We start from the raw sequence: 15,293 nt of genomic DNA, 5'->3' as shown, positions 1-15,293 counted from the left end.
GCCCGCCCCGGCCAAGGCCGCCCCGGCGGCTCCGGCCCCGGCTCCGGCGAAGCCCGCCGCCGCGCCCGCCAAGGCCAAGGCCGAGGAGGCCACCGAGGCCCCGGCAGGCCCGGAGTACGTGACGCTGCGCGGCCCTTCGGCCGCCGTGGCGAAGAACATGAACGCCTCGCTGGAGCTGCCGACGGCCACATCCGTCCGCGCGGTCCCGGTGAAGCTGCTCTTCGACAACCGCATCGTCATCAACAACCACCTCAAGCGCGCCCGCGGCGGGAAGATCTCCTTCACGCACCTCATCGGGTACGCGATGGTGCAGGCCCTCAAGGCCATGCCGTCGATGAACTACTCCTTCGCCACGAAGGACGGCAAGCCGACCCTGGTCAAGCCGGAGCACATCAACCTCGGTCTGGCCATCGACCTGGTGAAGCCGAACGGCGACCGCCAGCTGGTCGTCGCGGCCATCAAGAAGGCCGAGACGCTCAACTTCTTCGAGTTCTGGCAGGCGTACGAGGACATCGTCCGGCGCGCCCGCATCGGCAAGCTCGGCATGGACGACTTCTCCGGCGTCACCGCCTCGCTGACCAACCCCGGCGGCATCGGCACCGTCCACTCGGTGCCCCGCCTGATGCCCGGTCAGGGCCTCATCATGGGCGTCGGCGCGATGGACTACCCGGCGGAGTTCCAGGGCACCTCGCAGGACACCCTCAACAAGCTCGGCATCTCGAAGGTCATGACGCTCACGTCGACCTACGACCACCGGGTCATCCAGGGCGCCGCCTCCGGCGAGTTCCTGCGGGTCCTCTCCCAGCTGCTGCTCGGCGAGAACGAGTTCTACGACGAGATCTTCAAGGCGCTGCGCATCCCCTACGAGCCGGTCCGCTGGCTCAAGGACATCGACGCCTCGCACGACGACGACGTCACCAAGGCCGCGCGGGTCTTCGAGCTGATCCACTCCTACCGGGTCCGCGGCCACGTCATGGCCGACACCGACCCGCTGGAGTACCACCAGCGCAAGCACCCCGACCTGGACATCACCGAGCACGGCCTCACCCTGTGGGACCTGGAGCGGGACTTCGCGGTCGGCGGGTTCGCCGGCAAGACGATGATGAAGCTCCGCGACATCCTCGGTGTGCTCCGTGAGTCGTACTGCCGCACCACCGGCATCGAGTTCATGCACATCCAGGACCCGAAGCAGCGCAAGTGGCTCCAGGACCGGGTCGAGCGTCCGCGCCCGAAGCCCGAGCGCGAGGAGCAGCTGCGGATCCTGCGCCGGCTGAACGCCGCCGAGGCGTTCGAGACCTTCCTGCAGACGAAGTACGTCGGCCAGAAGCGGTTCTCGCTGGAGGGCGGCGAGTCCGTCATCCCGCTGCTCGACGCGGTCATCGACTCCGCCGCCGAGGCCCGCCTCGACGAGGTCGTCATCGGCATGGCCCACCGCGGCCGGCTGAACGTCCTGGCGAACATCGTCGGCAAGTCGTACGCGCAGATCTTCCGCGAGTTCGAGGGCAACCTCGACCCGCGCTCGATGCACGGCTCCGGCGACGTCAAGTACCACCTGGGCGCCGAGGGCACCTTCACCGGTCTGGACGGCGAGCAGATCAAGGTCTCGCTGGCCGCCAACCCCTCGCACCTGGAGGCAGTCGACCCGGTCCTGGAGGGCATCGCCCGCGCCAAGCAGGACATCATCAACAAGGGCGGCACGGACTTCACGGTCCTGCCGGTCGCGCTCCACGGCGACGCGGCCTTCGCGGGCCAGGGCGTCGTCGCCGAGACGCTCAACATGTCGCAGCTGCGCGGCTACCGCACCGGCGGCACCGTGCACGTGGTGATCAACAACCAGGTCGGCTTCACCGCCGCCCCGGAGTCCTCGCGCTCCTCGATGTACGCCACCGACGTGGCGCGCATGATCGAGGCGCCGATCATCCACGTCAACGGCGACGACCCGGAGGCCGTGGTCCGCGTCGCGCGGCTCGCCTTCGAGTTCCGGCAGGCGTTCAACAAGGACGTCGTGATCGACCTCATCTGCTACCGCCGCCGCGGTCACAACGAGGGCGACAACCCGGAGTTCACCAACCCGCAGATGTACACCCTGATCGACAAGAAGCGCTCGGTGCGCAAGCTCTACACCGAGTCCCTCATCGGTCGCGGCGACATCACGCTGGAAGAGGCGGAGCAGGCGCTCCAGGACTTCCAGGGCCAGCTGGAGAAGGTCTTCGCGGAGGTCCGCGAGGCCACCTCGCAGCCCGCCGCCCCGCACGTCCCGGAGCCGCAGGCCGCGTTCCCGGTGGCCGTCGAGACGGCGGTCTCCGCCGAGGTCGTCAAGCGGATCGCCGAGTCGCAGGTCAACATCCCCGAGTCGATCACCGTCCACCCCCGTCTGATGCCGCAGATGCAGCGCCGCGCGGCCTCGGTGGAGAACGGCACGATCGACTGGGGCATGGGCGAGACGCTGGCCATCGGTTCGCTGCTGATGGAGGGCACCCCGGTCCGGCTCGCCGGCCAGGACACCCGCCGCGGCACCTTCGGCCAGCGCCACGCGGTCCTGGTCGACCAGGTCACCGGCGAGGACTACACCCCGCTGCTGTACCTGGCCGACGACCAGGCCCGGTACAACGTCTACGACTCGCTGCTCTCGGAGTACGCGGCGATGGGCTTCGAGTACGGCTACTCGCTGGCCCGTCCGGAGTCGCTGGTCATCTGGGAGGCCCAGTTCGGTGACTTCGTCAACGGCGCGCAGACCGTCGTCGACGAGTTCATCTCCTCGGCCGAGCAGAAGTGGGGCCAGACCTCCGGCGTCACGCTGCTGCTGCCGCACGGCTACGAGGGCCAGGGCCCGGACCACAGCTCCGCCCGCCCGGAGCGCTTCCTCCAGATGTGCGCGCAGGACAACATGACGGTCGCGATGCCGACCCTGCCGTCGAACTACTTCCACCTGCTGCGCTGGCAGGTGCACAACCCGCACCACAAGCCGCTCATCGTCTTCACCCCGAAGTCGATGCTGCGTCTGAAGGCGGCGGCCTCGTCCATCGAGGAGTTCACCACCGGCGGCTTCCGCCCGGTGATCGGCGACGCGTCGGTCAAGGCCGAGGACGTCCGCAAGGTCGTCTTCGTCTCCGGCAAGCTGTACTACGACCTGGACGCCGAGCGGGAGAAGCGCGGCGACACGGAGACGGCGATCATCCGCCTTGAGCGCCTGTACCCGCTGCCGGGTGCGGAGATCCAGGCCGAGATCGCGAAGTACCCGAACGCCGAGAAGTACCTCTGGGCGCAGGAGGAGCCGGCGAACCAGGGTGCGTGGCCGTTCATCGCGCTCAACCTGATCGACCACCTGGACCTCGCGGTCGGCTCGGACGTGCCGCACGGCGAGCGCCTGCGCCGCATCTCGCGGCCGCACGGCTCGTCCCCGGCGGTCGGCTCGGCCAAGCGTCACCAGGCAGAGCAGACGCAGCTGGTCAACGAGGTCTTCGAGGCCTGAGGACCGCACAGCCGAACACCCCGGGGACCCGGTTCCGCGCTAGTCGCGGGGCCGGGTCTCCGGCGTTTCCCCGCTGGATATCCTTTTCCCATGTACTTCACGGACCGTGGCATCGAGGAACTGGAGAAGCGACGCGGCGAGGAGGAGGTCACCTTCGAGTGGCTCGCCGAGCAGCTGCGGACGTTCGTCGATCTCAACCCCGACTTCGAGGTGCCCGTCGAGCGCCTCGCGACCTGGCTGGCCCGGCTGGACGACGAGGACGACGAGGACGAGTGACCCGCCGGGCCCGGGGCGGGTCCGGCCCTAGACGTCCGCGCCCGCCCTGGCCCGTTCGTACGCGAGTCCCAGCGCGCCCTGCGCCAGGAGCACCGCGCCGGCCGCCGCCCAGCCGCCGCTGCGACGGCGGGCGCCCCACAGCAGGAGCGGGAGCCCGGCCGCGAGCTGGACGGCGGCGACGGCCCGGGCACGGGGGCCGCGTACCCACGGGCCGATCCGGCTGCTCTCGACCGCGTCCAGTTCGACGCGTACGGCATCGCGCCAGCCCGCCCACTCGACGCGTTCCACCCCGCGCTGCACCGCCGCGACGCTGCGCAGCCGGTCGGCGCTCTCGCCCGGCGACAGACCGGCGGGCAGGGCGAGACCCGTACCGGCGAGGACGGCGAGCAGTCCGCGCAGCCGGGCGTCCGCGCCCGCGTCCGGGTCGGGGCGGGTGAGTCCTTCCAGCGCCTGCACGTCCAGCACCGGGTCGAGGCCGAGGCGGACCGCGAAGGTGCGCATGGCCTCGTCCTCGCCCACCGGGGTGCCGTCGGTCAGCCAGATGTAGCCCACGGGCCTGCGGAATCCGGCGGCGAGGGTGTATCCGGCCCGGTCGGCGTCCCACCACAGGGCGAGCACCGGCCAGGTGGAACCGACGGCGAGGGCGGTGGCCCAGCCGCCGAGGACCCGGTCCACCGGCTCGCCGTCCTGCTCCGCGCCCCCGGTCCGCCAGGGCTTCCCCTCCGGCACGAGCACGCTCCACTCCTCGCCCGCGCGGGCCAGCAGCATCTGCTCGCGCAGCAGGTGGGCGAGCGGCCGTACGGTCTCGGGGTCGGCCCGGCACAGCAGGAGGGCCCCGGTGGATGTCGCGTTCATGGCTCACACGCTAGGGCAATTTGTCAGGGTTTGGTGGTCTTAATACCGCTCGACGGCCCCTCGCCCGGCCTTGACTTCACCGATCCGCGATATATCGTGTTCCGTACAAGACGCGATATGTTGCGTCGCCACGCGTTCCGGGAGGTCACATCCATGCCTGTGTCGACATGGACCATCGCCGAGCCGCGGAAGCTCGCCTTCGACGATCCGGTGGCGGCGCTCCACGTACGCATCGTCGACGGCACGGTCAACGTGGTCGGGACCGACGAGCCGGACGCCCGGCTGGAGGTCTCCGCGGTCGAGGGCCCGCCGCTGATCGTGACCCAGGAGGACGGCCGGCTGACCGTGGCCTACGAGGATCTGCCCTGGCAGGACTTTCTGCGCTGGTTCGACCCCAAGGGCCGCCGCCGCAGCGCCGTCGTCACGCTCGTCGTACCGGCCGCCTCCTCGGTCGAGGTCGGCGTGATCGGCGCCGGGGCCGTCGTCTCCGGCATCAGCGGCCGCACCGAGGTCCGCGGCATCACCGGCGACTCCACGCTCGTCGGGCTGACCGGCGCGGTGCGCGGGGAGTCCGTGTCGGGCAGCCTGGAGGCCCAGAGCGTCACGGGGGACCTGCGCTTCCACTCGGTGTCCGGTGATCTGACGGTGGTCGACGGGGCGGGGGCCTCGGTCCGGGCCGAGTCGGTCAGCGGCGACATGGTGCTGGACGTCGACCCGTCCGGGAAGCCCACGGACATCCGGCTCACCACGGTGTCCGGCGAGATCGCGATCCGGCTGCCGCACCCGGCCGACGCCAGGGTCGAGGCGAACACCGCGAGCGGGGCCGTCTCCAACGCCTTCGAGGACCTGCGGGTCGGCGGGCAGTGGGGCGCGAAGAAGATCACCGGCACGCTGGGCGCCGGGACCGGGACCCTGCGGGCGACGACCGTCTCCGGTTCGATCGCCCTGCTGCGCAGGCCGCCCGCCGAGGACGACGCCCACACCGCCGAGCCGACCGGAAAGGTTCTCTGACATGCCTCCCGTTTTCGCCCACGGCCGTCTGCGGCTGTATCTCCTCAAGCTCCTGGACGAGGCCCCTCGACACGGCTACGAGGTCATCCGCCTGCTGGAGGAGCGCTTCCAGGGCCTGTACGCCCCGTCCGCCGGCACGGTCTACCCCCGGCTGGCCAAGCTGGAGGCCGAGGGCCTGGTCACCCATGCCACCGAGGGCGGCCGCAAGGTCTACTCGATCACCGACGCCGGCCGCGAGGAGCTGGCGGGCCGCAGCGGTGAACTGGCCGATCTTGAGCTGGAGATCCGCGATTCGGTCTCCGAGCTGGCCGCCGAGATACGCGACGACGTACGGGGCGCGGCGGGCCGGCTCCGCAGCGACATGCGGGCGGCCGCTTCGGAGTCCCGGCACGGTACGGGCACGGGGGCCGAGAGCCGCAAGGGCCGGAGCAAGGGCGACCCGTCCTCCCCCTTCGGCGACTTCGGCGACTTCGGCAATCTGGGCGACCTCGGCGACAGCGAGGCGTGGCGTACGGCGAAGGAGGAGCTGCGCCGGGCCAAGCAGGAGTGGAAGGAGCAGGCCCGCCGGGCGAAGGACGAGTCCCGGCGCGCCCGCGAGGACGCCCAGCAGGCCCGCCGCCAGGCCAAGGAGGCCCAGGAGAAGGCGCGCGAGCAGATGCAGACCGCCGCCCGCCAGGTGCAGGAGCACTTCGCACGGGGCGACTGGCCCTCCGGCGTACGGGAAGGCCTCGCGGAGATCACCGGGCAGCTCGGCGGTTTCGCGCGGTCCGGCGCCTGGCCGCCGTTCGGCAAGCCCGAACCGGAGACCGCCCCGCCCGTCCAGGACCCGGCTCCCGGTGCTGACTGGGGGCAGGACGCACCGACGACCGGTGAGCCGGTGCGCGATCTGGACCGCCTGCTGGACCGTTTCCGCGACGGCATCCGGGACGCGGCCCGCGATCACGGGGTGACGGAGGCCCAGCTCGCGGAGGCCCGCCGGCACCTGGGTGCGGCGACGGCGCGGATCGAGGCGCTGCTGACGGCGAAGGACGAGAACGAGAACAGGGGCACGGGCGGGCGCGAGGGCGGCGAGAAGGTCTGAGCGGCGGGGGTGGGACCATCGGCCCCACCCCGCCGCTCACCCGCTCCTCACCCGGCCTTGGCGTGCCCCTGGCCCCCGTCGGCGTCGGGGCCGTACAGCGCGCGCTGCACGGTCGCGTAGGTCGCACCGTGCTCGGCGAGGACGTCGGCGACGACTCCGGGCATCGCGGTGAGGGCCAGGAGCAGGTGTTCCTCGCCGATGAACCGGTCGCCGCGCCCCAGGGCGACCCGGAGCGACTTCTCCAGGACGGTCTTCGCGCCCGGGGTGAAGGGGCGGTGCGCGGACCACCACCGGCGGCCACCGCGGCCGGTGGCCAGGGCCCCTTCGCCATGGGCGTCCTCGACCCGGGACACGATCGCGCCGATGTCGATCCCGATGCCGGCGAGGGCGTCGGTGTCGGCCCTGGTCAGCCCGCCGCGGCGGCGGGCCTCGGCGAAGGAGGCCGCCAGGGAGGCCCGGCGATCGCGGAGGCCCAGCGCGGTGACGGCGAACGCGGCCCGGCCGCCCTCCTGTTCCAGCAGTGCGAGCAGCAGGTGTTCCTCGGTGACCGCGTCGGCCCCGGTGCGCTCGGCCTGGCCCACGGCACCCTTCACGGTCGTGCGGGCCCCTCGGGTGAATCGCTCGAACATCAACGCCTCCCGTACTTCTTGTGCACGGCCTGCCGGCTGACGCCCAGCTCGGCGGCGATCTCCTGCCAGGACCAGCCCTGCACCCGGGCACTTCTGACTTGTACGGCTTCGAGCTGCTCCAGCAGCCGCCGCAGCGCGGCCACCGCCCGCAGCCCGACCCGCGGGTCGCGGTCACCGGCACGTGCGGCCAGATCCGTTGCTTCGGTCATGATGTCAACCTACATTGACACCACCCGCTCGTCAACGAAAGTTGACATCGTCGTCGGCCAGACGCGCGTGCCGCTCGACGTCGTACCGCACGTCGCCGTACCGCAGTTTGGCGCGCTCGATCCCCTCGGGCGCGAATCCCGACCGGGTCGCGACCCGGCAGGAGGCCGGATTGTCGGTGCGGTGGCCCAACTCCAGCCGGTACAGCCCGAGCTCGTCGAAGGCCCAGCGCGCCAGCGCCCGCACTCCGGCCGGGGCGACGCCCCGGCCGCGCGCCTCCTCCGTGGTCCAGTAGGAGACCCAGCCGCTGTCATGGGTCCGGTTGACGACGTTGAGAGCCACGCAGCCGAGCGCCTCGCCCTCCTCCCCCACGACCGCCCAGGAGTAGCCGGTACGCGCCCCCCGTTCGCGCGTGCGTTCCGCGATCCAGGCCAGCGCCCCGGGCCGGTCGTCCACGGGCCGGTCGGTCTGGCGGTCCATCTCGGCCGGGGCGAAGGCGCGGAGCACCACCGAGGCGTCGTCGGGCAGCCAGGGGCGCAGCAGAAACCCTTCAGGGGTGGTCAGTTCGTCCATGCGGGCCAGCTTCCCGCACGGTCACCACCACCTCGGAGCCGGGCCACGCCAGCACGACCGGCCATCCCCCGCGCGACGCCTTGCCGATGACGTGTGCCGGGCCGGTGACCGTGACCCGCCAGCCCCGGGCGGAGGGCGGCAGGGACAGCTCCGTCAGTCCGGGGCGGGCAGCCGCCCGGTAGGCGAGTCGGTAGGTGCGGGTGTCCGCGTCGTACGCCTCGGAGCCGACGGTTCCCGCGACGGCCGGGGCGTACGGGGTGGCCGTCTGCTCCTTGTTCGTACGGAAGCGGCCGCGCTCGTCGACCGCGCAGTAGCCGCCGCCGTAGCACCAGACGTACCCCGCCCAGCCGGAGCTGTAGCGGTTCAGGGAGGCGACGGCCTCGCGGTAGAAGCGGCCCATGTTGGGGAGGGAGTTGTTGAGCGGCCCCCACTCCCCCACGACCACGGGCATCCCGTACCGGGCCGGGTAGGCGGTGACGGCGGCCTCGTACGCCTCGATCCAGCCCGCGTCCGGGTCGTAGTCGGCGCCCGCCTCCATGGCGGTGTCGTAGAAGTGCGGGGCGTACACGGCCCGCCGGTCCTCGATGCGCCCCAGCCCCGTCGGCACGCCCTCGCCGACGATGGGCGTCGGCTCGACGAAGAGCCAGGTGTCGCGGTCCTTCGCCCGGACGGCGCGGGCCAGCCGGTTGTACATCGGGGTGAGGTGCTGGGCCTCGATGCGGCGGGCGGCGGTGGGCAGGTCCTCGCCCGCGCGCAGCTCCCCCATCGGCTCGTTGATCAGGTCGTAGCCGATGACGGCCGGGTGGCGGCCGAAGCGGCCGGCGAGGACCTGCCACATGGCGGCCTGGGCGCGCTGGAGGTCGGGATCCTCGTAGAGGTGGGTGAAGGCCCGCTGGACGGCCGGTTCGAAGTACTCGGAGAACCAGTCGTCGGGATTCGGCGTGAACGGCAGCCCGTCGGTCCTGGTGGCCCATTCCGGGATGCCCCGGTGCCCGAACGCGGGCCCGAAGACGTCCTGGTGGGCGTCGATGAGGACATGGATGCGGTGCTTCCGCGCCCAGTCCAGGATCCGTTCGATCTTCCGGAGGTAGCGCTCGCTGTATTGGCCGCGCCGGGGCTCCAGGTCGTCCCAGAAGACCAGCAGCCGGGCGAAGTTGAAGCCGCCCGCGCGCAGATCGCGGAAGTGCCGCTCGGTGATGGCGGTGAGGGCGTCCTCGCCACGGTTGGCCTTGTCCTCGACGTTCCAGCCGCGGAGGGTGAGGGTGCGGCCCTGGTCATCGGTGAGCGGCGGGACGGAGGGTTCGCTCGACTCGGCCGGTACGGGTACGGGTGCGGGGCGCGCCGAGGCGGCGGGGGCGAGGGCCCCGGCCGCGAGCACGGACGCGACGACGACTGCCATGAGTGCTCTGCCCATTCGCATGGGCAGATCTCACCAGCAAAGCTGAACATCCCTCAAGTATCCGTCACCGACGAGTTCTCGGGAGGCCGGCTTCTCAGGAGGCGGCTTCTCAGGACGTCGGCCTGAGCACGATCTTCCCGAAGAGGTCGCCCGACTCCAGCCGCTGGAAACCCTCCCGGGCCCGGTCCAGCGGCAGCACCTCGTCGATGACCGGGCGCACCCCGGTGGTCGCGCAGAACGCGAGGAGGTCCTCCAGCTCGTCCTTGGACCCCATGGTGGAGCCGACGACCTTCAGCTCCAGGAAGAAGATCCGGGTCAGCTCGGCGTGCGCGGGCCGGTCGCCGCTGGTGGCCCCGGAGATGACGAGGGTGCCGCCGGGGCGCAGCGACTTCACGGAGTGGGACCAGGTGGCGGCCCCGACGGTCTCGATGACGGCGTCCACCCGCTGCGGCAGCCGGGCGCCGGGCTCGTACGCCTCCAGCGCGCCGAGTTCGACCGCCCGCTCGCGCTTGGCCTTGTCCCGGCTGGTGGCGAAGACCCGCAGCCCGGCGGCCTTCCCGAGGACGATCGCGGCGGTGGCGACCCCGCCGCCGGCGCCCTGGACGAGCACGGAATCGCCGGGCCGCACACCGGCGTTGGTGAACAGCATCCGGTACGCGGTGAGCCAGGCGGTCGGCAGGCAGGCGGCCTCCTCGAAGCTGAGCTCCTTCGGCTTGGGCAGCACGTTCCAGGTGGGGACGGTGACCTGCTCGGCGAAGGTGCCCTGGTAGCGCTCGGTGAGGATGGAGCGCGGCTCCTTCGGCCCGACGCCGTGCCCCGACTGCCCGATGACGGAGTGCAGGACGACCTCGTTGCCGTCCTGGTCGACGCCTGCCGCGTCGCAGCCGAGGATCATCGGCAGCCGGTCCTGCGAGAGGCCCACGCCGCGCAGGGACCAGAGGTCGTGGTGGTTGAGGGAGGCGGCCCGAACGGTGACGGTGGACCACCCGGGACGCGCCTCGGGGGCGGGACGGTCCCCCAGCTCCAGTCCGTCGAGCGGCTGGTCGGGGTCGATGCGGGCTGCGTAGGCGGCGAACATGGCTCGACGATAGGCGGGGCGGGGCGCGCACGTAACCGCCTACGCGTGTGACGCACGCCAACAAATCAAGCCCCTGCGGCGATTGAGGAGCGGGGTCCGGGGCAGCGCCCCGGGGGCTCCGCCCCCAGACTCCCGCTGCTCAATCGCCGCAGGGGCTTGAATATGTGCGGGCGGGGCCCGTACCAGTACAGGCCCCGCCCACCCACAATCGCTCAAGCGCAGACTCAGCGCCGAGCCACACCCTCCGCCCGAGCCGCCGCGGCCACAGCCGCCGTGACCGCCGGAGCGACCCGCTCGTCGAACGGCGACGGAATCACGTAGTCGGCGGCCAGCTCGTCGCCGACCACGTCGGCCAGCGCGTTGGCCGCCGCGATCTTCATGCCCTCCGTGATCCGGGAGGCCCGGACCTGGAGCGCGCCCGCGAAGATGCCCGGGAAGGCGAGCACGTTGTTGATCTGGTTCGGGAAGTCCGACCGCCCGGTCGCCACGACGGCCGCGTACTTGTGCGCGACCTCCGGGTGGACCTCCGGGTTCGGGTTGGCCATCGCGAAGACGTACGCGCCGGGCGCCATCGAGGCCACCGCCGCCTCCGGGACCGTACCGCCGGAGACGCCGATGAAGACGTCCGCACCGGCGAGCGCCTGCTCCAGCGAACCGGACAGGCCCGCCCGGTTGGTGAGTTCGGCCAGTTCGCGCTTGACCTCGGTGAGGTCGTCGCGGTCGCGGCTGACGATGCCCTTGCGGTCCGCCACCGCGATGTCGCCGATCCCCGCCTCCAGCAGGAACTTGGCGATGGCCACGCCCGCCGCGCCCGCACCGGAGATCACACCGCGCAGATCGCCGAGCGTCCGCCCGGAGAGCTTCGCGGCGTTGCGCAGGGCGGCGAGGGTGACGACGGCGGTGCCGTGCTGGTCGTCGTGGAAGACCGGGATGTCGAGGCGCTCCTGGAGCTTGCGCTCGATCTCGAAGCACCGCGGTGCCGAGATGTCCTCCAGATTCACGCCGCCGAAGGACGGGGCGAGCCGGACGACGGTGTCGACGATCTCGTCGGCGTCGGTGGTCGCGAGCGCGATCGGCACCGCGTCGACGCCGCCGAACTGCTTGAAGAGGATGGCCTTGCCCTCCATGACGGGGAGGGACGCCTCGGGCCCGATGTCGCCGAGCCCGAGCACGGCGGTGCCGTCCGTCACGACGGCCACGACCTGCGACTTCCAGGTGTAGTCGTGGACGAGCTCGGGGTTGTCGGCGATGGCGCTGCACACTTTCGCCACACCGGGCGTGTACGCCAGGGAAAGGTCGTCCTTGTCCCGGATCGGGACGGTGGCCTGCACGGCCATCTTCCCGCCCCGGTGGAGGGCGAAGGCCGGATCGAAGGGCTCGTCGGCCCCGGTGTCCGCTGCGCTCGTGCGCTGGATGCCGCTGTCGGTAGTGCTGTCGCTGCGAGGATTGACGATCTCCGCTGCCATGGTGTTGACCCCTTAAGTCTTCATCGTTTGAGGGTGGCCACTCCTGGTTGAGGAGGGGTGGGCGGGCACCGCGTACGTGCCCCGCACCGAGCGGTTGGCCCGCCCTGGCAGGGAGAGGTACATACGCGCGGGCGCGCCGCACACGCGCCCTGAGCCCCGGATGAGGGGTGTAAACGTCTTTCTTACCGGACGAACGGTGTTACGGACGAGTCCATATCGACGCGGTGACGTGACTCATAGTCGAATATCTGGACAAGTCGGCAAACCGGTATAAATGCCGTCCACTGGTCGAGACGTGCCGAAGATTCTCCGGCGCGGGGAATGAATCCCCACAGATGGTCCGGTCCTGGCGTACCGGCCGTTGATGTTCGGGGGTCGCCCGTTATCCGATTTTGACATGACGAGACCCCTGAATGGGCCAGTCCGAATGGCAGGATGCCGTCATCACACAAGGTGGCGACACTCGAAGGTGCGTGCCAAGCCGCCCACCAGCACCTCACCCTCACCTGCCGGAGGATCCCGACATGACCGCAAGCACCACGCGTCGTACGACCGCCAGGGCCCGGATCGCGGCGGTCGGCGCCATCGCGGTCGCCGGCACGCTGCTCCTCACCGCCTGCGGCGACCAGACCGACAGCGCCTCCCAGGAGAGCGGTAGCGGCAAGGAGACCAAGAGCGGTGCGCCGCTCTTCTCGAAGCTGCCGGAGAAGTACCAGAAGTCCGGTGTGATCAAGGTCGGCACGAATGCCGAATACGCCCCGATGGAGTCCGTCGAGAACGGAAAGATCGTGGGTGTCGACCCCGACCTGGCCGAGGCGCTCGGCAAGCAGCTCGGCGTGAAGTTCGAGTTCACCTCGGGTTCCTTCGACGGCCTCATCACCGCCCTGAACTCCGGCCGCCACGACATCGCGATGTCGTCGATCACGGACAACAAGCAGCGCCAGGAGGGCCTGGACGACTCCGGCAAGAAGCTGGGCGAGGGTGTCGACTTCGTCGACTACTTCCTCGCGGGTACCGCCGTGTACACGAAGAAGGGCAACCCGCAGAACATCAAGTCCATCGAGGACCTGTGCGGCAAGCCGGCGGCGGTGCAGCGCGGCACCACGTACGAGGAGGCCCTCAAGAAGCAGTCGAAGGCCTGTACGGACGGCGGCGAGAAGGCCATCAAGATCGAGTCGTTCGAGAACGACACCGAGGCGCAGACCCGCGTCAAGTCCGGCGGCTCGGTCGCCGGCGTCAACGACTACCCGGTCGCGGTCGACCTGGCCCGCAAGGCCGACGGCGGCAAGGCGTTCGAGGTCGTGGGCGAGCAGGTCGACGCCGGTCCGTTCGGCATCGCCGTCAAGAAGGACAACACGGGGCTGCGCGACGCCCTGAAGGAGGCCGTCGACGCGATCATCGCCGACGGTTCGTACCAGAAGGTGCTCGACAAGTGGGGCGCCGGCACGGGAGCGATCGACAAGGCCGCCATCAACGGCGGCAAGTGACCGGACGCTTCACCGAAGGGCAGTCACCATGACTGACAAGTTCGACAAGACACCCCCCGGCTCACCGGCCGGCCAGGTGTCCGTCTCCAAGGCCGCCACCACGGCCCCGGAGAACATCAAGGCCATCCCCGTCCGCCATGTCGGCCGCTGGATCAGCGGCGTCGTGGTCATCGGCCTCCTCGTCGCCCTCGTGTACGCCTTCTCGCAGGGCAACATCCAGTGGCAGGCCGTGGGCGACAAGCTGTTCGACAGGAACGTCGTCGCCGGTGCGGGCCGCACCCTGCTGATCAGCGTCCTCGCGATGATCCTCGGCGTGATCCTCGGCGTCGTGCTGGCGGTGATGCGGCTGTCGAAGAACCCGGTCACCAGCTGGGTGGCCTGGCTGTACATCTGGTTCTTCCGCGGCACCCCGGTCTACGTACAGCTGCTGCTCTGGTTCAACCTGGCGCTGATCTTCCCGGTCCTGAACATCCCGTTCATCTACAAGGACGAGATGACGGACGTCATGACCCCGTTCATGTGCGCCCTGCTGGGTCTCGCGCTGAACGAGGCCGCCTACATGGCGGAGATCTGCCGCGCCGGCATCCAGTCGGTCGACGAGGGCCAGACGGAGGCCTCCCACGCGCTGGGCATGACCCAGGGCAAGACCATGCGCCGCGTGGTCCTCCCGCAGGCGCTGCGGGTGATCATCCCGCCGACCGGCAACGAGTTCATCAACATGCTGAAGACCTCCTCGCTGGTCTACGCGGTCACGTACAACGAGCTGCTCCGCTCCACCTCGCAGATCGGCTCCACCTCGTACGCGGTGATGGAGATGCTGTTCGTCGCGTCCATCTGGTACATCGTGATGACCAGCGTGTTCAGCGTCGGTCAGTACTACCTGGAGCGCCGTTACGCCCGTGGTTCGCTGCGCTCGCTGCCGCTCACCCCGCTGCAGCGCATCAAGGTCAACCTCGCCTCGTTCAGCAACCGGCCCTCCGGAGGTGTCTCCGCATGACCACCCCCATGGTGAAGGCCGAGGGCGTCCACAAGTCCTTCGGCGCCGCCCACATCCTCAAGGGCATCGACCTGGAGGTCGCTCCGCGTGAGGTGTTCTGCCTGATCGGCCCGTCCGGCTCCGGCAAGTCGACCTTCCTGCGGTGCATCAACCACCTGGAGAAGATCAACTCGGGTCGGCTGTCGGTCGACGGCGAGCTGGTCGGCTACCGGCAGAAGGGCGACAAGCTCTACGAGCTGAAGGACAGCGAGGTCGCGCTCCAGCGCCGCGACATCGGCATGGTCTTCCAGCGCTTCAACCTGTTCCCGCACATGACGGCGATCGAGAACGTCATGGAGGCCCCGGTCCAGGTCAAGGGCGAGGCCAAGGCCGTGGCCCGGGCCCGCGCCGAGAAGCTGCTGGACCGGGTGGGCCTCTCCGACAAGGCGGGGAACTACCCCTCGCAGCTCTCCGGCGGGCAGCAGCAGCGCGTCGCCATCGCCCGCGCGCTGGCGATGGAGCCGAAGCTGATGCTCTTCGACGAGCCGACCTCCGCGCTCGACCCGGAGCTGGTCGGCGACGTCCTGGACGTCATGCGCGGCCTGGCCGAGGACGGTATGACGATGATCGTCGTCACCCACGAGATGGGCTTCGCCCGCGAGGTGGGCGACGCGCTGGTCTTCATGGACGACGGTGTGGTGGTCGAGTCCGGCCACCCGCGCGACGTGCTGACCGACCCGCGGCACGACCGGACGAAGGCGTTCCTGTCCAAGGTGCTGTAGC

14 protein-coding genes are annotated in these 15,293 nt (G+C 70.6%); 7 read left to right on the top strand and 7 right to left on the bottom strand.

The window, feature by feature from the left end:
* The coding region (locus tag G3I54_RS15270; protein ID WP_164615016.1) for a multifunctional oxoglutarate decarboxylase/oxoglutarate dehydrogenase thiamine pyrophosphate-binding subunit/dihydrolipoyllysine-residue succinyltransferase subunit at window positions 1–3,472 on the top strand (3,472 nt) is incomplete at its 5' end.
* 90 nt (window positions 3,473–3,562) lie between these two features.
* A complete protein-coding gene (locus G3I54_RS15265; RefSeq protein WP_010061466.1) occupies window positions 3,563–3,748 on the top strand; it encodes a DUF6104 family protein in 186 nt (61 codons plus the stop codon).
* A 27-nt stretch (window positions 3,749–3,775) separates the two neighbouring features.
* On the opposite strand, the gene G3I54_RS15260 is transcribed toward G3I54_RS15265, so the two are convergent.
* On the bottom strand, window positions 3,776–4,603 hold the full coding sequence (locus tag G3I54_RS15260; protein WP_164615013.1) for a hypothetical protein: 828 nt from the start codon (window positions 4,601–4,603) through the stop codon (window positions 3,776–3,778).
* 153 nt (window positions 4,604–4,756) lie between these two features.
* Here G3I54_RS15260 and G3I54_RS15255 point away from each other — a divergent pair, with 153 nt between their 5' ends.
* Both G3I54_RS15255 and G3I54_RS15250 read left to right on the top strand, forming a co-directional pair.
* On the top strand, window positions 4,757–5,614 hold the full coding sequence (locus G3I54_RS15255) for a DUF4097 family beta strand repeat-containing protein (protein WP_164615011.1): 858 nt from the start codon (window positions 4,757–4,759) through the stop codon (window positions 5,612–5,614).
* A gap of 1 nt (window position 5,615) precedes the next feature.
* Window positions 5,616–6,695 carry a PadR family transcriptional regulator gene (locus G3I54_RS15250; RefSeq protein WP_164615009.1) on the top strand — a complete coding sequence of 360 codons (1,080 nt, stop codon included), beginning with the start codon at window positions 5,616–5,618 and terminating at the stop codon, window positions 6,693–6,695.
* A gap of 47 nt (window positions 6,696–6,742) precedes the next feature.
* On the opposite strand, the gene G3I54_RS15245 is transcribed toward G3I54_RS15250, so the two are convergent.
* The 6 genes from G3I54_RS15245 to G3I54_RS15220 form a co-directional block, all read right to left on the bottom strand.
* The gene (locus G3I54_RS15245) at window positions 6,743–7,324 is read right to left on the bottom strand and encodes a Clp protease N-terminal domain-containing protein (protein WP_164615007.1); all 582 of its coding nucleotides are present in this window, start codon (window positions 7,322–7,324) and stop codon (window positions 6,743–6,745) included.
* Window positions 7,324–7,533: a sigma factor-like helix-turn-helix DNA-binding protein gene (locus G3I54_RS15240; protein ID WP_006127526.1), complete on the bottom strand. Its 210-nt coding sequence runs from the start codon at window positions 7,531–7,533 to the stop codon at window positions 7,324–7,326. Before G3I54_RS15240 ends, G3I54_RS15245 begins: the two co-directional genes overlap by 1 nt.
* A gap of 31 nt (window positions 7,534–7,564) precedes the next feature.
* Window positions 7,565–8,104: a GNAT family N-acetyltransferase gene (locus tag G3I54_RS15235; RefSeq protein WP_164615005.1), complete on the bottom strand. Its 540-nt coding sequence runs from the start codon at window positions 8,102–8,104 to the stop codon at window positions 7,565–7,567.
* Entirely contained in the window at window positions 8,082–9,503 is a 1,422-nt protein-coding gene (locus G3I54_RS15230; RefSeq protein WP_164615003.1) for a cellulase family glycosylhydrolase, read from the bottom strand. Before G3I54_RS15230 ends, G3I54_RS15235 begins: the two co-directional genes overlap by 23 nt.
* Window positions 9,504–9,612: 109 nt before the next feature.
* Window positions 9,613–10,581 carry a zinc-binding dehydrogenase gene (locus G3I54_RS15225; RefSeq protein ID WP_164615001.1) on the bottom strand — a complete coding sequence of 323 codons (969 nt, stop codon included), beginning with the start codon at window positions 10,579–10,581 and terminating at the stop codon, window positions 9,613–9,615.
* Between the two features lie 224 nt (window positions 10,582–10,805).
* A complete protein-coding gene (locus G3I54_RS15220) occupies window positions 10,806–12,047 on the bottom strand; it encodes an NADP-dependent malic enzyme (protein WP_098025096.1) in 1,242 nt (413 codons plus the stop codon).
* A 524-nt stretch (window positions 12,048–12,571) separates the two neighbouring features.
* On the opposite strand from G3I54_RS15220, the gene G3I54_RS15215 reads away from it, so the two are divergent.
* From G3I54_RS15215 to G3I54_RS15205, 3 genes are read left to right on the top strand one after another with little or no spacing between them, the layout of a single operon-like run.
* Complete coding sequence (locus G3I54_RS15215; RefSeq protein WP_098025097.1) at window positions 12,572–13,534, top strand: ABC transporter substrate-binding protein; 963 nt, start codon at window positions 12,572–12,574, stop codon at window positions 13,532–13,534.
* A 28-nt stretch (window positions 13,535–13,562) separates the two neighbouring features.
* Complete coding sequence (locus tag G3I54_RS15210) at window positions 13,563–14,531, top strand: amino acid ABC transporter permease (RefSeq protein WP_164614999.1); 969 nt, start codon at window positions 13,563–13,565, stop codon at window positions 14,529–14,531.
* Window positions 14,528–15,292 carry an amino acid ABC transporter ATP-binding protein gene (locus G3I54_RS15205; RefSeq protein WP_164614998.1) on the top strand — a complete coding sequence of 255 codons (765 nt, stop codon included), beginning with the start codon at window positions 14,528–14,530 and terminating at the stop codon, window positions 15,290–15,292. Before G3I54_RS15210 ends, G3I54_RS15205 begins: the two co-directional genes overlap by 4 nt.
* The last annotated feature ends 1 nt before the right edge of the window (window position 15,293 follow it).

Source organism: Streptomyces sp. SID14515 (genome assembly GCF_010548505.1).
In the GTDB taxonomy this organism is placed as follows: Bacteria; Actinomycetota; Actinomycetes; order Streptomycetales; family Streptomycetaceae; genus Streptomyces; species Streptomyces caviscabies.
The sequence above is the reverse complement of the archived record's forward strand: the minus strand, read 5'-3'. Positions and strand labels throughout refer to the sequence as shown.